This window comes from Streptomyces sp. NPDC047886 (genome assembly GCF_043204435.1).
In the GTDB taxonomy this organism is placed as follows: Bacteria; Actinomycetota; Actinomycetes; order Streptomycetales; family Streptomycetaceae; genus Streptomyces.
On sequence record NZ_JBIDCF010000012.1, the window covers coordinates 17,553 to 33,114 of the forward strand.

A 15,562-nucleotide genomic window follows, 5' to 3' on the forward strand; every position below is an offset into this window, starting at 1 on the left:
TACGGACAACGCCACCGCTGACGGTGCGGGCGGCGTGACGGCTGACGGTGCGGGCGCGCCGACGTCCGTGGGCGACCCCCTCCTCGGTCCTCGTGGGGCCGTCGGGCAAGCTGGGACGGCGTGGGGTTCGTCGGACGGGAGGCGCGTGTGCGGGCACAGGCACGACGGGTGGCGGATTTCCCGCCGCCGGAGGGACTCGGTGGCAGGGGCCTCAGGTCGGAGACGCTGATCGTCCTGGCGCTCTCGCTGGGCGCCAGCGCGGTCTCCTCGCTGATCAGCTTCGTCGGCTCGCTGACGAAGCCCGGCGGGCTGAAGGACCAGGCCGCGACGCTCAACGGCTCGTACGCGCCCGGACGTCCATGGCTCGACCTCGCCTGGCAGCTGTTCGGCATCGCGACCGCCCTGGTGCCGGTCCTGCTGGTGGCCCATCTCCTCCTCAGGGAGGGGGCGGGCCTCCGCGCGATCGGCTTCGACCGGCGGGCCCCGTGGTCGGACCTCGGGCGGGGCACCCTCGTCGCCGCCGGCATCGGCAGCGCCGGCCTGGCCTTCTACCTGCTGGCGCGGGCGTCGGGCGCGAACCTGACCGTGGTGCCCGAGGCGCTGCCGTCGGTGTGGTGGAAGATCCCCGTGCTGATCCTCTCGGCGCTCCAGAACTCCGTGCTGGAGGAGGTCGTCGTCGTCGGCTACCTGCTGCGCAGGCTGGGGCAGCTGGGGTGGAGCCCGATGGCGGCGCTCGCGGCGAGTTCGGTGCTGCGCGGCTCGTACCACCTCTACCAGGGCATCGGCGGGTTCATCGGCAACATGGTCATGGGTGTGGTGTTCGTGCTGCTGTACCGGCGGTGGGGCCGCGTCGGCCCGCTGGTGGTGGCGCACGCGCTGCTCGACATCGTCGCGTTCGTCGGGTACGCGCTGCTGGCGGGCAAGGTGGGGTGGCTGCCCACCCCGTGAGCCCGCCGACGGCGGGGAACGGGGCGTCAGGCGGCGCCCGTCGGTGAGGTCAGCAGGTCGCCCTCGATGACCGTCACGGCGTGTCCGGTCAGAAGCGTGCGCTCGCCGCGCAGCGCCGTGCGGACGAGACCGGTGCGGGCGCCGCCCTGGAGGCCGGTCAGCTCGTCCCGGCCGAGGCGTGCCGACCAGAACGGGGCGAGCGCCGTGTGCGCGCTGCCCGTCACGGGGTCCTCGTCGATGCCGTACCGGGGGAAGAAGCACCGGGAGACGAAGTCGTGGCCGCGCGCCGGGTCGTCGGCGGCGGCCGTGGCGATCAGGCCCCGCACGGGAAGTGCTGCGACGGCCGCGAGGTCGGGGGCGAGCGAGCGCACCGTCTTCTCGTCCCGCAGCTCCACCAGCAGGTCGCCGACGTGGGCGGCCGTGTCGTACGCGGAGACGACCTCCGCGCCCAGCGCGTCGGCGAGCCCGCCGGGTACCGGCACGGGCTCCAGCGTGGAGGTCGGGAAGTCCAGGGTGAGCGTGCCGTCCTCGTGCGCGGTGGCCGCGAGGGTGCCGCACCTGGCGGCGAACCTGACGGTGCCGGTGGCGCGGCCGGTGGTGCGCAGGACGTGCGCCGTGGCGAGGGTGGCGTGGCCGCACATGTCGACCTCGGCGACCGGTGTGAACCAGCGGAGCGCCCAGTCGGCGTCCGCGCCGGCGGGCAGGGGATGGGCGAAGGCCGTCTCCGAGAGGTTGACCTCGGCGGCCACCTTCTGGAGCCAGTGGTCGTCCGGGAAGGCGTCCAGGAGCAGGACCCCCGCCGGGTTGCCGGAGAAGGGACGGTCGGTGAAGGCGTCGACGATTCGAATCCGCATGGACACGACCGTATGGCCGGGACAAAGCCGCAGGCCAAGGCCAATCCGCGCCCGCTGGACCGGAAATCGTGACCGAGCCGTTGTCGAACGACGTGTTCCGATATATCGTTGAAGCATCGCGACAGATCAACGATGGAGGGAGCGTAGTGATGCGTTCACATGGACACGGACAGGGACACGGGCCGGGGTGCGGTCACGGCCACGGCGGACCGGGCCTCCACGGTCAGGGGGAGTACGAGGGGCGCCGCGCGGCCTTCGGCCCCTTCGGGCCCGGCTTCGGTGGCGGACCCGGCTTCGGCGGGCCGGGCTTCGGCTTCGGCGGCCGGGGGCGTGGCGGCGGCCGGGGCCGTGCGCGCCGCGGTGACGTGCGCGCCTCGATCCTGGCGCTGCTCAAGGACCGGCCGATGCACGGATACGAGATGATCCAGGAGATCGCCGAGCGCAGCGGCGGCGCCTGGAAGCCGAGCCCCGGGTCGGTCTACCCGACGCTCCAGCTGCTGGAGGACGAGGGGCTGATCGCCAGCCAGACCGAGGGTGGCAAGAAGCTCTTCGCGCTCACCGAAACCGGTCGCGCCGAGGCCGAATCGGCGCCGGACGCCCCGTGGGAGGAGGCCGGCAAGGGTATCGACTGGGAGGCCATGAACGAGATCCGCCAGGCCGGATTCGGGCTGATGGAGGCGTTCGGGCAGGTCTGGAAGACCGGCTCCGCCGACCAGCGCCAGAAGGCCCTGTCGGTCATCAACGACGCCCGGAAGAAGCTGTACCTGATCCTCGCCGACGAGGACTGACCTGCGGCGGCCGGTCGGGTACGGGTGGACGGACCCCGCGCGCTTCGGCGGCGGGGCCCGTCGGCGTCTGGTGCGGTCGAGGGGCCCGTCGGCGTCCGGTGCGGCCGAGGGCGTCAGGCGAGCAGTGCGGCGAGCCTGCGCAGGGACTCGTCGAGCGCCGCTGTCGCCGAGTCCTTGAGCCGGCTCGCCATCATGGACACGGCCGCCCCGGTGAACTCGCTGTCGACCCGTACCGTGGTGGCGCCGTGCCCGTCGGGCGTCAGGGCGTAGCGCATGCCGAGGCTCACGCCCATCGGCCCCCTACCGGTGGCCGCCAGCACCCGTTCCGGCTCCAGCTCCGCGACCGTCCAGACCACCTCGGCCGGGAAGTTCATGAGCCTCATGTTCTCCAGGTAGGTGGCACCGACCGCGAGATCGTCGGGGACGCCCTGCGGGAAGCCGGTGTGCGTGGCGTTCCAGCGCTCGTACGAGCTGAAGTCGGTCAACCGGGCCCAGACCTCCCGGGCCGGTGCCTCGATGCGTGCCTCCGCGCTGACCTCGGCCATGCGGTCACCTCTTCCGTCCGTCGTCCGTCGGGTTCCGCTCCGCTCCGTGGTAGCCCCACGGGCGCGAACATTCAATACTGACGACCCGTCAGGAAGTCGGCAGCGGCCAGATCCGCGCCGAGTCGAACCAGTCCGACGCGCGGGGCAGCGCGCCTTCGTCATGGCAGTGGAAGGCCGCCCAGAATAGATCGCCCGGCAGCGCGTCCCCCGGTGCGTACACGCGATAGACGTACTGCCGGCCGTCCACTGCCAGCAGGGCGACCATCCAGACCACACCCGCCAGGACGGTACCCCCGCTCCGCGCGGTTGCCTCCGGGGCGCGGGGCGGGGCGGTGCGCGCCCCGTGGCGGGCGGGCACGGCTCGCGTTCCGGGGGCGATCTCCTCCATAGGGAGGAGGCGGGAGGCCGGTGCGCCCGACCTGCGTGGGAGGCGCGAATGGTTCCCTCCGGGGATGCTCCCGCCGCGCACGGCTGATGGGGTGGGAAGGTGTCAAGCCCCACCCCCCATGTGCCCCGGCAGTCCGCCGCCGACCGTCTCGCGGACCTCGCGGAGGGACCGGCCGCGGCGGACGGACTCGCCACCGCCGTGACCGCCGCGCGCCGCAGGAGGCGGCGGGACGGCGACCGGCAGATCGACACGGCCCACCTCCTGCATGCGCTGATCGAGTCCGACGAGCGGGTCCGCGCGGCCTTCGGCGGTCGTGAGCAGGCCGACCGCGTGCTCGGCTATCTCGTCCAGCGGAGCATCGGCTACGGTCTGCGCTGGCGCGGCGCCGTCGAGGACTCCGGCGCGGTGCCCTTCGCGCCGGACGCGGACGTCGCAGGCTGGTCGCCCGCGGCCGTCGCCGCCCTGGAGCGCGCGCTCGCCCGCGCCGCGCGGCGCGGTGACCCGCAGGCGACCGGTCTCGATCTGCTGGCCGGACTCGCCGCCGACCCCGCGTGCCGGGCCGTCGACGTACTGACCCGCGCGGGCGTCGACGCCGCGCTGCTGGCCGGGCGGATCGACGACCTGATCCGGCCGCCGTCTCAACAGGTGTCACAGCCTTTACGCTCCTGACGGCCTGCTGCCATCATGTGCCGATGCACGCGTCTCAGGAGAGAAGCGCCGGCCTGGGACTCGCCCTGGCCTCGGCCTTCGCATTCGGTGGATCAGGTGTCGCGGCCAAGCCGCTGATCGAGGCGGGGCTCGACCCCCTGCACGTGGTGTGGCTACGGGTGGCCGGCGCCGCGCTCGTCATGCTGCCCGTCGCCTGGCGCCACCGTGACCTGCTCCTGCGCAGGCCGGCGCTGCTGGCCGGCTTCGGCCTGCTCGCCGTCGCCGGCGTCCAGGCCTTCTACTTCGCCGCGCTCTCCCGTATCCCCGTCGGCGTCGCCCTGCTCATCGAGTACCTCGCGCCCGCGCTCGTCCTCGGCTGGGTCCGGTTCGTCCAGCGCAGGCCGGTGACCAGGGCCGCCGCGGTCGGTGTGGTCCTCGCGGTCGGCGGGCTCGCCTGTGTGGTCGAGGTCTGGGCCGGGCTGGGCTTCGACGCCATCGGACTGCTGCTCGCACTCGGTGCCGCCTGCTGCCAGGTCGGCTACTTCGTCCTGTCCGACCACGGCGCCGACGAGGCCGAACCCGCCGACCCGCTGGGCGTCATCGCGTACGGCCTGCTCATCGGCGCCGCCGTCCTGACCGTGATCGCCCGGCCCTGGGGCATGGAGTGGTCCCTCCTCGCGGGAACGGCCGACCTCGGCGGCACCGCCGCGCCCGCCTGGCTGCTGCTGGGCTGGATCGTGCTGATCGCGACCGTGCTCGCGTACGTCACCGGCGTCATCTCCGTGCGCAGGCTGTCGCCGCAGGTGGCCGGTGTGGTCGCCTGCCTGGAGGCGGTCATCGCCACCGTGCTGGCCTGGGTGCTGCTGCGGGAGCACCTGTCGGCGCCGCAGATCATCGGCGGTGCGGTGGTACTCGTCGGCGCCTTCATCGCCCAGTCGTCCACGCCGAAGGCGCCGTCGGGCCCGGTGGCCGGTTCGGATCCGGTGCCGGACGCACAGCGGGCGGCGGACCGGGAACCTGTGCCGGACGGCGAAGGGGCCGGCGCCGGAAGGGCAGCCGGCGCCTGAGCCGGGACGCCAAGGGGTGCCCGTGCCTGAGCCGGTGCCTCGGGGAGCCGGTGCCTCTAGGGCGGCCGTTGCGTGCGCCGGTGCCTGACAGCGCGCCGCCGTCGTCGGCCGGGACGCGGTTGTCCTCGGAGCGGACCGGCACGTAAGGTGCCGATCATGCATTCGACCGTACTTCCGCCGCCTGCCGCGTAACGCGGGCGGCCGTCTCCTGACGAAGACCGGGCTCGGGCACCCCCCGAGCGGATCGTCGCTGCCCGCGTACGGAGCCGAGCGGCAACCATCCCGTCTTCCCTCACTCGGAGAAGTCACGTGTCGAACCACTTCCGTACGTCCACGAGCCTGCCCGCCGACGTGTCCGCCGGTGTCGCCGGCGGCCTCCCCGTCGGACGCAGCCTCCTCTATCTCATCGTCGCCGGGGTCGCCTGGGGCACCGCGGGGGCGGCCGCCTCGCTGGTGTTCCGGATCAGCGACCTCGGGCCCCTCGGGCTGTCGTTCTGGCGCTGCGTCGGCGGACTCGCGCTGCTCCTCGGGGTGCTCGCGCTGCGCCGCCGCGGCGACGTGCCCCGGCCCGCCGAACCGCGCCGTCGGCGGCTCGTGCGCATCCTGGGCACCGGTATCGGGCTCACCGTCTTCCAGAGCGCGTACTTCGCCGCCGTCGAGGTGACCGGCCTCGCCGTCGGCACCGTCGTCACCCTGGGAGCGGGGCCTGTGCTCATCGCGCTCGGCGCCCGGCTGACCATGGGGGAGCGCCTCGGCCGGGGCGGGCTCGCCGCGGTCGCCGGAGCGCTCACGGGCCTCGTCGTGCTGGTACTCGGGGGCGAGTCGGGGACGGTGCGGCCGGCCGGTATCGCCCTGGCCGTGCTGTCGGCCGCCGCGTACGCGGCGATCACGCTGCTCACCCGGTGGCTCGGCCGGGACGGTGGCGGCGGTGACGCGCTGACCACGAGTACCTGGGCGTTCGCGATCGGCGCGCTCGGACTCCTCCCGCTCGCGGCCGTCGAGGGTCTGGTGCCGCACACCGCCGACCCGGTCCAGGTCGGGTGGCTGCTCGTGTACGTGGCGGCCGTGCCGACCGCGCTGGCCTACGCCCTGTACTTCGCGGGCGCGGCCGTGGTGCGGGCCGCCACCGTGTCGGTGATCATGCTCCTCGAGCCGGTGAGCGCCGCGGTGATCGCGGTTGCCGTGCTGGACGAGCGGCTCACCGCGGCGACCGTCGTCGGCACCCTGCTGCTGCTCACGGCGGTGGCCGGGCTGGCGGTCGCCGAGGCCAGGGCGGCGGCGGTACGGCGGCGCGGAGCGGCGGCGCTCGCCTGACGCCCGACGGCTCCCGGTCGGGCGCCCGAAGCGGACCGGTCGGGCGCCCGAAGCGGCCCGGCCGGTGGCGGCCACCCGCTCCCGCACCGCCTCCGGCCTCAGAGGGCGGCGAGGTAGTCGGGCAGCGCGATGGAGGGGTCCAGGTCCTCGTCGGGGACGGCCGTGCCGTACCGGGTGACGAGGGGGACGACTCCGGCCCAGTGGGGGAGCGACAGGTCCTCGGGCTCCTCGTTGACGCCGCCCGTGCGGACCTTGGCGGAGACCTCGGCGAGGTCGAGCCGCAGGACGGCGGTCGCGGCGAGCTCCTTGGCGTTGGCGGGCCGCGAGTCGTACGAGCGGCCGGGCACGACGTGGTCGACCAGCGCGTCGAGCGCGGTCCGCTTCTCCTCCGGGTCGGTGACCGGGTGGGCGGTGCCGTGGACCACGACCGAACGGTAGTTGACGGAGTGGTGGAAGGCGGAACGGGCGAGCACGAGGCCGTCCACGTGCGTGACGGTCAGGCAGACGGGCAGACCGGGGTCGGTCTCGCCCGCCATGCGCAGCGGGCGTGAGCCGGTCGACCCGTGGACGTAGAGGGTCTCGCCGACCCGGCCGTAGAGCGTGGGCAGGACGACGGGCGCGCCGTCGCGTACGAAGCCCAGATGACAGACGTACGCCTCGTCGAGTATCGAGTGCACCAGCGCGCGGTCGTAGGAGGCCCTGGGACGGCCACGGGTGGGGACGGTCCGGTCGGTCGGCTCGTACGACCCGTGGAGCGCGGGCGCGGGGGGCGCGCCCGGCGCCCGGCTCTCGGTGGTCACGCCGGGCGCCTGGCTCTCGGCGGTCGTCCCCGGCGCCCGGCTCTCGGTGGTCGCTGCGGTCCCGGCGGGCGTGTGGCTCGCGGGGGTTCCGGCGATCTCCGACATTGCGTCCTCCATTGCACTAGTGCATAATCTGGTTTGTGCTAGGAGAGTATCTGATCACCGGGCGTCGTGCATCCGAGATCGCGGCGAGTGTGGAGCGGGGTGTCGGCAAAGGCGACCTGGCCCCGGGCCAACTGCTGCCTCCCATGAGGGAGTTGGCGGCCCGGCTGGGGGTCAACCCCAACACGGTCGCCGCCGCCTACCGGACCCTGCGCGAGCGAGGGGTGATCGAGACGGCCGGCCGGCGCGGCAGCCGGGTGCGCCCCCGCCCCGCCACGACCGCGCGCGGAACCATCGGCATCGACGCGCCGGAAGGCGTACGGAACGTGGGCGAGGGCAACCCCGACGTGTCGCTGCTGCCGCCGCTCGGCGACGCGCTCGCCGCCGCGGCCCGCCACTACGACGCCCACCCGGGCCTGTACGGGCAGGCGCCCGTGGACCCCGACTTCGCCCGGCTCGTCCGCGCCGCGATGACCGCGGACGGCGTGCCCGACGGGCCGATCGCCGTGACCTCCGGTTCCCTGGACGCCATCGAACGCATCCTCGCCGCGCGGCTGCGGCCCGGCGACGCCGTCGCCGTCGAGGACCCCGGCTGGGGCAGCGTCCTCGACCTCGTGCCGGCGCTCGGACTCAGGGTCCTGCCGGTCGCCCTGGACGACGAGGGCCCCCTGCCCGGCGAGGTCCGGCACGCCCTGGAGGAGGGGGCGCGCGCCGTCATCGTCACGGACCGGGCGCAGAACCCGACCGGGGCCTCGGTGAGCGCCCGCCGCGCGGCCGAACTGCGGCGCGTCCTCGGCGAGTACCGGGACGTCCTGCTCATCGAGGACGACCACGGCCACGGATTCGTCGACCTGCCGCTGCACCCCCTGGCCGGTACGACGGACCACTGGGCGCTCGTACGGTCGGTGGCCAAGGCCTACGGGCCCGACCTGCGGGTGGCCTCGCTCACCGGCGACCCGGTCACCGTCGACCGGGTGCTCGGCCGGCAGCGGCTCGGGCCCGGCTGGGTCAGCCGGTTCGTCCAGCGGGCCGTCGTCCACCTGTGGGAGTCGGACGCCGTGGACGGCGAGGCCGTCGCGGCGGCGTACGGGGAGCGTCGCGACGCGCTCGTCCGGGCGCTCGCCGCGCGGGGCGTCGAGGCGTACGGCCGCAGCGGCATGAACGTGTGGGTGCCGGTCGCCGACGAGACCGGCACGGTGGCCCGGCTGCTCCACGCGGGATGGGCGGTCGCACCGGGCGCCCGGTTCCGGATGGCGGCGGGCCCCGGTGTGCGGCTGACCGTCTCCCCGTTGACGGTCTCGGAGATCGAACCGCTCGCCGACGCGGTGGCGGCGGCGACCGGCCCGATGGCGGCGCGCAGCTACGGCTGAGGCGCCGGCGCGCGGCGTCCGGGGCGTCGGCGGCGCTCCTGCCGCCGGGCGGCCCTACCGCCGGGCGCTCCTACCGGCGGGGCGGCGCCGGGTCCGAGGCGCGCTGCCGCCGGGGGCGTCGGCGCGGCACCCGCGCGGTGCGGGCGCGGCTCTGCGTGAGCGCCGCGCCGGCCAGCACGATCAGCGCGCCCACCGGGGTGTTCCAGGTGATCCGCTCGTCCAGCAGGGTCACGCCGGCGGTGGTCGCGACGACCGGGATGAAGTAGGTGACCATCTGGCCGGTCGTCGGGCCGACCTCGGTGACGATGCCGTACTGGACCAGCATGGCGAAACCGGTGCCCAGGGCGCCCAGCGCCACCACCGCCAGCAGCGGCCACACCGGGAACGCGCTCGGCCACGTCGTGAACAGCGGGGTGACCACCGCGAGTTGCAGGGTGGCGATGAAGAGCTGCGCACCGGTGAGGGAGAGGTGCGACTCGCTGCGCCCGGCGAGCGTGCGGCGCACGTAGATCCAGCCGATGGGGTAGCTGAGCGAGGCGAGCAGCGCCAGGGCCGTGCCCGTGACGTCGAGCCCGGAGAAGCCCTGCCACGCGCCGAGGACGGTCAGCACGCCGATGAACCCGAGGCCGAGTCCGGCGACGCGGCGCCGGGTGGGACGGTCCTCGGAGAGCGCGACCAGCGACAGCGCCATGCCCCAGAGCGGCGACGTCGCGTTGCAGATCCCCGCGAGCGTCGAGGGGATCGTCAGCTCCGCGTACGCGAAGAGCGAGAACGGCAGGGCGTTCAGGAAGAACGCGGCCACCGCCAGGTGCCCCCAGGTGCGGGCGCCGCGCGGCAGCCCGGCCCGCTTCACCGCCATGGCGACCGCGAGCACCAGGGTGCCGAAGAACAGCCGCCCGAAGGTGACCTGGAAGGGCGCGTACGCCTGCGTGCCCACCTTGATGAGGAGAAAGCTGAAGCCCCAGACCAGCGCGAGCACGGCGAAGCGGATGCGCCAGTCCACACGTCGGCGCGGTGCGGGGGTGGTCGTGGCCGGGGGTGCGGGCGTGGCCGGAGGCGTCCCGGGGCGGGCGGTCGGCGGTGACGGGTCGAGGCGGGACGGCGCGGGGCTCATGAGGCCACCATGGCCGGAGAGATCTCTTAGAACAAGCGAGATTTTCTCCATCGATTCGATTAGCATCTCTTACATGTTGAACTTGGAGCGTCTGCGGACCCTGGACGCCCTGGCGCGCCACGGATCGGTGAGCGGCGCGGCCGACGGGCTGCATGTGACCACCTCGGCCGTCTCGCAGCAACTGGCGAAGCTGGAGCGCGAGGTCGGGCAGCAGCTGATCGCCAAGAACGGGCGCGGGGTACGGCTCACCGACGCCGGGCAACTCCTCGCCGACCACGCGGCACGCATCCTGTCGCAGGTCGAACTCGCCCAGGCGGACATCGAGGCGCAGCGCGGTCAGGTGGTCGGCGAAGTCCGCCTCGCGGGTTTCCCCACCGCCGCACGCGGACTCTTCCCGGGCGCCATCTCCGCGCTCCGCAGGGACCACCCCGACCTGACCGTCCGCACCAGCGAGCTGGAGCCCGAGTACGGGGTCCGGCAGGTCGTGCGCGGAGACGTGGACCTCGCCGTCGTCCTGGACTGGAGCAACAAGCGGCTGCCGGTCCCCGGCGGTCTCGCGCAGGCCGCGCTGCTGGACGACGCGGCGGACGTCGCGATGCCCGTGGGCCATCCGCTGGCCGGGCGCGCCGAGGTCGACCTCGAGGACTTCGCGCAGGACGACTGGGTCTCCTGGCCGGAGGGTGAGTTCTGCTACGACTGGCTGATGTTCACCCTGCGCTCCAAGGGCATCGAACCCCGGATCGCCCACCTGGCGGGCGAGCACCACACACAGCTCGCGCTCATCCAGGCGGGTCTCGGCGTGTGCGTCACCCCCAGGCTCGGGCGCGGAGCGGTACCGGAGGGCGTCGCCCTCGTGCCCGTACGGCAGCCGATGCGCCGGCACATCTACGCGGTGTGGCGTACGGACGCCGACCGCCGGCCGTCGATCAGGGCAGCCGTGGCGGCGCTGCGCGAGGTCGGGCGGGCGGTGGCGGACTGACGCGCGGGCGGTGGCGGGCCGGCGGGGTCGGTGTCAGTAGCTCGTCAGTTTGCGGAAGTCCCAGGAGGCGACCGCGTCCGGGGTGAGCCGCAGCCAGCCGTGGCGCCCGTCGTGCGGCATCTCGGCGATGCCGAAGTTCTTCCGCGCGAACAGCCGCTCCACCGACTCCAGTTCCGCGTCGCACGGCCGCCCCGTACGCGGTGCCTCCCCCACGACGACCGCCGTACCCGACAACTCGACGCCCCGCAGCTCCCCGTACTCCTCGCCGTCGTCCACCACGACCGCGATCGACGGGTTCCGGCGCAGCTCGGCCCAGCGGCGGCTGCGGGTGAGCGAGTACAGCCACAGTGATGTCCCGTCCCAGGCGAACCACAGGGCACTGACGTGAGGGCGGCCGTCGGCGGACACCGTCGCCACCCGGCAGGTGCGCCGCTCGGTGAGGAACGCGTCGAGCTCGTCCGGTGTCATCATGATCCGCCGACCCCTGCGCTGGGTGATCGCCATATGTTCCCCGCCTCCCGGCATAGCTGATGGGATGTCAGAAAGCATGGGCGCTCTTCCCCCGACACGCAATGGTGGCTACTCTCGCGCGTCACCACGGGGGCGGACGGGCGTCACCACGGGGGCGGACGGGCGTCACCACGAGGGCCGACACGCGTCACCACGAGGCCAGGGGAGTGAACCGATGCCGAGTTTCGAGCGGCTCCGGGAGCAACTCGACCCGGTGAGCACCGCACTGCTCACCGTCGAATGCCAGCAGGGCGTCGTGGGCGGTGACAGCGCCCTGCCCGAACTCGCCGCCGAGGCAAGGGCGTCCGGCGCGCTGCGCCATGTGGCCCGGCTCGTCGACGCCGCCCACGAGACCGGCGTGCAGGTGCTGCACGCCGTGGCGGAGCGCCGGCCCGACGGCCGAGGCTCCGGCCGCAACGCCCGGCTCTTCCGGGCGGCCGAACGCCTGCCCGTCCAGCAGCACACCGGGAGCACCGCCGTCCGGGTCGCCGCGCCCATCGAGGTGGCGGACGAGGACCTCGTCGTACGGAGGCTGCACGGACTGTCGCCGATCGCCGGGACGGAGGTGGACGCCCTGCTGCGCAACCTCGGCGTGCGGACGCTGATCGTCACCGGCGTCTCCGCCAACGTCGCCGTACCCAACGCCGTCTTCGACGCGGTCAACCTGGGCTACACGGCGGTCGTCCCCGCCGACGCCATCGCGGGGGTGCCCGCCGACTACACCCGCGCGATGGTCCGCCACACGCTCGCCCTGGTCGCCACGGTCACCACGACCGACGAGGTCATGGCCTGCTGGCGGCGACCACGGCGAGCGGTGTCCCGCGCCCGCGTCAGGCCAGCTTGATCGAGTCGCCGTCCACGGTGATCGAGGCGGCGGCCAGCGGGGTGGTCGCGGGACCGGCCTTCACGCTGCCGTCGGCCGCGTCGAACTTGCTGCCGTGACACGGGCAGTTGATCGTCCCGTCCACGATGTCCTTCACCGCGCAGCCCTGATGCGTGCACTGCGCGGAGAACGCCTTGAACTCGCCCGCCTTCGGCTGGGTCACCACGATGCCCTTGTCGCCGAAGACCTTGCCGCCGCCCTCCGGGATGTCGGACGTCCTGGCCAGCACCTCGCCCTGACCGCCACCGCCGCCCCCGCTCGCGCCGCCGCTGCCGGCGTCGCCGCCCCCGCTGCCGCCCCCCGTGCCGCCACTTCCGGCCGGCGCCCCGGCGGACGGGGCCACGCTGTCCGATCCTCCGCAGGCGGTCAGCACGGCGGCGAGACCCGCCCCTCCCGCCGCCGCGACGACGGTACGGCGCGTCGGCGTTCCGGCGATCCCCTGCGATCCGGTCATTCCGGCCATTGACGGCTCCCTCTCCACTGCCACTCCACGGTGTTCACCAGGTCACCGGGGGGTACGGGCGGCCGGGCGGGGATGTTCATACGGCGAGGGACCTTTTCAGAAACTCCACTTCCAGCAGGAGCTGGTTGGTCACCACCTCCTCCTGCGTGACCATATGCGTCGCGCCCGGCAACGGCAGCACGCTATGGGGCCTGCCCGCCGCCAGCAGCGCCGCCGAGAGCCGCAGGGTATGGGCGGCCACCACATTGTCATCGGCGAGACCATGGATCAGCAGGAGCGGGCGGGACAGCCGATGCGCGTGCGGCACCAGCGAGGACCGCTCGTAGTTCCCCGGCTCGACGTCCGGATGGCCGAGGAAGCGCTCCTCCCAGTGCGTGTCATACAGCCGCCGGTCCGTCGGCGCGGCTCCCGCGACCGCCGCGTGGAACACGTCGGGACGGTGCAGCACGGCCCCGGCGGCCAGGTATCCGCCGTACGACCAGCCCCGGATCGCCACCCGGTCGAGATCCAGTTCCGGATGCCGGGCGGCCGCCGCGCGCACCGCGTCCACCTGGTCCTCCAGCGCGGGCGTCAACCGGTCGCCGCGCACGGCGACCTCCCACGCCCGGCCCCGGCCCGGCGTGCCGCGCCCGTCCGCCACGAGCACCGCGAAGCCCTGCTCGGCGAACCACTGGGCGACCGCGTTCCACCAGCCGCGCGCCCGCACGGCCAGCTGCAGCGCGGGGCCCGCGTACGGGCTGAGGAGGACGGGCAGCCGCCTGCCGCGACCCGGCTCGTACCAGGACGGCAGATGCAGTATGCCGCGCACCCCGCGCTCGCCGAGCACCAGAGGGACGGGGCGGCACGGCACGGCCGGCGTCTCCGCCAGCACGGCGATGCGACCGGCCGGTCGGCCACGCCGCAGCACGGTGACCGACTGGCCGTCCGGCGTCCTGCTGTCCAGGACGACCGTGTCGCCGCCCACCGCGGCCGTATGGACGCCCGCCTCCGCGCTGACGCGCCGGAGGCCGTCCCCGGGCCCGTACGACCAGACGTGGGTCTCGGTGGGCTCCTCGCTCGCCGTGAAGAAGACCCGTTCGCCCGCGTGGCCCAGCACGGACCGCACCTGCAGCCCCGGCGGCGTGTCCGTGTCGCCGATCCGCAGCCCCCGCACGTCGCCGTCCGTCAGGCGGGGCCGGAACAGGGTTCCCGCGCCGGTCCGCCCCGGCGCGCCCGGCATGAGGGCCACCCACGCCGGGTCGGTGTCGTGGTGCAGCGGCCGCGTGGCACCGGACGCGGGGTCCACGGCCAGCAGTGTCGCGGTGCGCTGGTCGCGCGTCTGGACCTGGACCAGGGGCCCCCGCGCGTCCCAGTCGGCGGCCGTCACGTACTCGTACCGCGGGTCCGTCCAGGTGCCCTCCGGGTGCCGCGCCGCGTCCGCCCGCTCCGGTACGCGGACGGGGACGCGCCCGCCGTCCAGGCGCAGGATGTGCGGCGACACGTCGGCGTTCTCGGTGCCGGCGGCCGGATAGCGCACCGCCCGGGGAGGGGCGGCCGGGTTCGCGGGGTCGGACAGGTACCACCGCCGCACGCGCGCGTGGTCCACGCGGGTCACCAGCAGGGCGTCCCCGTCCGGAGACCACCAGTGGCCGCGCAGCCGCCCGATCGACTCGGCCGACACATGCTCGGCGAGCCCGTACGTCACGTCGGGGCCCTCCGGAACGGCCAGCGGCCGGTCCTCCGTACCGTCCGTGCGGACAACCCGCACAGCCCCCTCCGACACGTACGCGACCAGCGATCCGTCGGGCGAGGGACGCGGATCGACGACGCTCCCGGACGTGCCGATCCGCCACGGCGCCGCGCCACCGGAACCACCGTCCCCAGGGGCGCCGTCCGTGCGGACCGCCCACAGAGTGCCGCCCAGCGTGAACACCGCCAGGCGGGCCTCCCGGTCGGTGGCGTAGCCGACCACTCCCGACGACACCACGCGGGCACGTTCGCGGCGGATCCGCTCCGCCTCCGGGACCTCGTCGCCCGCTCCGTCCCCGAGGAGCCGGGCCGGGTCGGCGAGCAGCCGCTCACCCCCGTCCTCGTACACCCACAGCCGCCCCACGGCGTCGCTGCCGGAACCGGTGCGCACGAACAGCACCCGCTCGCCGTCCGGCGAGACCGTGAACAGGTTCGGGACGCCGAGCGAGAAGCGGCGCGTACGGGCCAGCTGACGCGGCAGCTCCTGTGCCCGCGAGTCCCCTGTCCGTAAGCCCCGTCCGCGCGAGTCCCGGGTCCGTAGGTCCCGCGCCTGCGAGTCCTGTGTCCGTGAGTCCTGGGTCCGTTCGCTGTTCATGGGCCGCATGGGGCAGAGCATGCCAGGCGACAGATCGACCCTGCCCTGCGAGGAAGGGCCGGCGACGAGTGCGGTCAGTCGGAGAGCCCACGGCAGCCGCGGGGCGGGTGCCCTCGCGCGTGGGGCGACGCACCTGCCGATCGGGACGGCGAGTCCACTCCAGGACCGGCCACAGGGCCCCGGAAAGGTCAGCCATCCGGTGAAGTCGGGTCGCCGCAGGGCCGCGTGGAGGCGTCGGCGAAGGCTGGCTGACGTCCGGCAGGCCGACGAGGACGGCGTCCTCACGGCGGTCACACGCCGGGTGAGAGCCATGCCCTCCAGCAGGGTTGCGCAGTCGCGGAGGGCAGTCGCCGGTGCGGCGCCCGCTTCCGCCATGGCAGTGGCCGGCAGGCCGGTGGTCCGTGCGTGAGCGTTCGTCGGCCCCGGGCGCGGCTGCCCCCTTCCCGTCGGGGCCGGCGCCGGCGGC

The 15,562-nt window shown here is 74.4% G+C and carries 16 protein-coding genes; 8 read left to right on the top strand and 8 right to left on the bottom strand.

Annotated elements, in window-relative coordinates:
* Positions 1–147 precede the first annotated feature (147 nt).
* Positions 148–948: a CPBP family intramembrane glutamic endopeptidase gene (locus tag ACGF5U_RS28645; RefSeq protein ID WP_392717203.1), complete on the top strand. Its 801-nt coding sequence runs from the start codon at positions 148–150 to the stop codon at positions 946–948.
* Positions 949–974: 26 nt separating this feature from the next.
* On the opposite strand, the gene ACGF5U_RS28650 is transcribed toward ACGF5U_RS28645, so the two are convergent.
* The gene (locus ACGF5U_RS28650; RefSeq protein ID WP_392717201.1) at positions 975–1,802 is read right to left on the bottom strand and encodes a PhzF family phenazine biosynthesis protein; all 828 of its coding nucleotides are present in this window, start codon (positions 1,800–1,802) and stop codon (positions 975–977) included.
* A 149-nt stretch (positions 1,803–1,951) separates the two neighbouring features.
* On the opposite strand from ACGF5U_RS28650, the gene ACGF5U_RS28655 reads away from it, so the two are divergent.
* Positions 1,952–2,590, top strand: coding sequence for a PadR family transcriptional regulator (locus ACGF5U_RS28655; protein ID WP_392717199.1), 639 nt, complete (start codon positions 1,952–1,954; stop codon positions 2,588–2,590).
* A gap of 113 nt (positions 2,591–2,703) precedes the next feature.
* On the opposite strand, the gene ACGF5U_RS28660 is transcribed toward ACGF5U_RS28655, so the two are convergent.
* Together ACGF5U_RS28660 and ACGF5U_RS28665 are read right to left on the bottom strand one after the other, a co-directional pair.
* Positions 2,704–3,135, bottom strand: coding sequence for an SRPBCC family protein (locus ACGF5U_RS28660; RefSeq protein WP_392717197.1), 432 nt, complete (start codon positions 3,133–3,135; stop codon positions 2,704–2,706).
* An 88-nt stretch (positions 3,136–3,223) separates the two neighbouring features.
* Positions 3,224–3,400 (bottom strand): hypothetical protein, encoded by a 177-nt coding sequence (locus ACGF5U_RS28665; protein WP_392818933.1) that lies wholly within the window; start codon positions 3,398–3,400, stop codon positions 3,224–3,226.
* Between the two features lie 222 nt (positions 3,401–3,622).
* Here ACGF5U_RS28665 and ACGF5U_RS28670 point away from each other — a divergent pair, with 222 nt between their 5' ends.
* From ACGF5U_RS28670 to ACGF5U_RS28680, 3 genes are all read left to right on the top strand, one after another.
* Positions 3,623–4,192, top strand: coding sequence for a Clp protease N-terminal domain-containing protein (locus tag ACGF5U_RS28670; protein WP_392717195.1), 570 nt, complete (start codon positions 3,623–3,625; stop codon positions 4,190–4,192).
* A gap of 23 nt (positions 4,193–4,215) precedes the next feature.
* Positions 4,216–5,238: a DMT family transporter gene (locus ACGF5U_RS28675; RefSeq protein ID WP_392717193.1), complete on the top strand. Its 1,023-nt coding sequence runs from the start codon at positions 4,216–4,218 to the stop codon at positions 5,236–5,238.
* A 351-nt stretch (positions 5,239–5,589) separates the two neighbouring features.
* A complete protein-coding gene (locus ACGF5U_RS28680) occupies positions 5,590–6,552 on the top strand; it encodes a DMT family transporter (protein ID WP_392717243.1) in 963 nt (320 codons plus the stop codon).
* A gap of 98 nt (positions 6,553–6,650) precedes the next feature.
* Here ACGF5U_RS28680 and ACGF5U_RS28685 read toward each other — a convergent pair whose 3' ends face one another.
* Positions 6,651–7,469, bottom strand: a complete 819-nt coding sequence (locus ACGF5U_RS28685) for a pyridoxamine 5'-phosphate oxidase family protein (RefSeq protein WP_392717191.1) — start codon at positions 7,467–7,469, stop codon at positions 6,651–6,653.
* 23 nt (positions 7,470–7,492) lie between these two features.
* On the opposite strand from ACGF5U_RS28685, the gene ACGF5U_RS28690 reads away from it, so the two are divergent.
* Positions 7,493–8,824, top strand: coding sequence for an aminotransferase class I/II-fold pyridoxal phosphate-dependent enzyme (locus tag ACGF5U_RS28690; protein ID WP_392717189.1), 1,332 nt, complete (start codon positions 7,493–7,495; stop codon positions 8,822–8,824).
* Between the two features lie 70 nt (positions 8,825–8,894).
* On the opposite strand, the gene ACGF5U_RS28695 is transcribed toward ACGF5U_RS28690, so the two are convergent.
* Positions 8,895–9,938: a DMT family transporter gene (locus ACGF5U_RS28695; RefSeq protein ID WP_392717187.1), complete on the bottom strand. Its 1,044-nt coding sequence runs from the start codon at positions 9,936–9,938 to the stop codon at positions 8,895–8,897.
* A gap of 73 nt (positions 9,939–10,011) precedes the next feature.
* Here ACGF5U_RS28695 and ACGF5U_RS28700 point away from each other — a divergent pair, with 73 nt between their 5' ends.
* Positions 10,012–10,917: a LysR substrate-binding domain-containing protein gene (locus tag ACGF5U_RS28700; protein WP_392717185.1), complete on the top strand. Its 906-nt coding sequence runs from the start codon at positions 10,012–10,014 to the stop codon at positions 10,915–10,917.
* Positions 10,918–10,950: 33 nt separating this feature from the next.
* Here ACGF5U_RS28700 and ACGF5U_RS28705 read toward each other — a convergent pair whose 3' ends face one another.
* On the bottom strand, positions 10,951–11,421 hold the full coding sequence (locus ACGF5U_RS28705) for a pyridoxamine 5'-phosphate oxidase family protein (protein ID WP_392717183.1): 471 nt from the start codon (positions 11,419–11,421) through the stop codon (positions 10,951–10,953).
* A gap of 181 nt (positions 11,422–11,602) precedes the next feature.
* On the opposite strand from ACGF5U_RS28705, the gene ACGF5U_RS28710 reads away from it, so the two are divergent.
* Positions 11,603–12,271, top strand: a complete 669-nt coding sequence (locus tag ACGF5U_RS28710) for a cysteine hydrolase (protein WP_392717181.1) — start codon at positions 11,603–11,605, stop codon at positions 12,269–12,271.
* On the opposite strand, the gene ACGF5U_RS28715 is transcribed toward ACGF5U_RS28710, so the two are convergent.
* Positions 12,258–12,764 carry a Rieske (2Fe-2S) protein gene (locus ACGF5U_RS28715; protein ID WP_392717179.1) on the bottom strand — a complete coding sequence of 169 codons (507 nt, stop codon included), beginning with the start codon at positions 12,762–12,764 and terminating at the stop codon, positions 12,258–12,260. The genes ACGF5U_RS28710 and ACGF5U_RS28715 overlap by 14 nt on opposite strands.
* Positions 12,765–12,849: 85 nt before the next feature.
* Positions 12,850–15,096, bottom strand: coding sequence for a prolyl oligopeptidase family serine peptidase (locus tag ACGF5U_RS28720; RefSeq protein ID WP_392717177.1), 2,247 nt, complete (start codon positions 15,094–15,096; stop codon positions 12,850–12,852).
* Positions 15,097–15,562: the final 466 nt, after the last annotated feature.

Coding starts and splice junctions, on each gene's coding strand:
- ACGF5U_RS28660 (WP_392717197.1), bottom strand. CDS start 3,135: ATGGCCGAGGTCAGCGCGGAGGCACGCATCGAGGCACCGGCCCGGGAG.
- ACGF5U_RS28685 (WP_392717191.1), bottom strand. CDS start 7,469: ATGGAGGACGCAATGTCGGAGATCGCCGGAACCCCCGCGAGCCACACG.
- ACGF5U_RS28655 (WP_392717199.1), top strand. CDS start 1,952: ATGCGTTCACATGGACACGGACAGGGACACGGGCCGGGGTGCGGTCAC.
- ACGF5U_RS28720 (WP_392717177.1), bottom strand. CDS start 15,096: ATGAACAGCGAACGGACCCAGGACTCACGGACACAGGACTCGCAGGCG.
- ACGF5U_RS28665 (WP_392818933.1), bottom strand. CDS start 3,400: ATGGTCGCCCTGCTGGCAGTGGACGGCCGGCAGTACGTCTATCGCGTG.
- ACGF5U_RS28675 (WP_392717193.1), top strand. CDS start 4,216: ATGCACGCGTCTCAGGAGAGAAGCGCCGGCCTGGGACTCGCCCTGGCC.
- ACGF5U_RS28700 (WP_392717185.1), top strand. CDS start 10,012: ATGTTGAACTTGGAGCGTCTGCGGACCCTGGACGCCCTGGCGCGCCAC.
- ACGF5U_RS28695 (WP_392717187.1), bottom strand. CDS start 9,938: ATGAGCCCCGCGCCGTCCCGCCTCGACCCGTCACCGCCGACCGCCCGC.
- ACGF5U_RS28715 (WP_392717179.1), bottom strand. CDS start 12,764: ATGACCGGATCGCAGGGGATCGCCGGAACGCCGACGCGCCGTACCGTC.
- ACGF5U_RS28705 (WP_392717183.1), bottom strand. CDS start 11,421: ATGGCGATCACCCAGCGCAGGGGTCGGCGGATCATGATGACACCGGAC.
- ACGF5U_RS28710 (WP_392717181.1), top strand. CDS start 11,603: ATGCCGAGTTTCGAGCGGCTCCGGGAGCAACTCGACCCGGTGAGCACC.
- ACGF5U_RS28650 (WP_392717201.1), bottom strand. CDS start 1,802: ATGCGGATTCGAATCGTCGACGCCTTCACCGACCGTCCCTTCTCCGGC.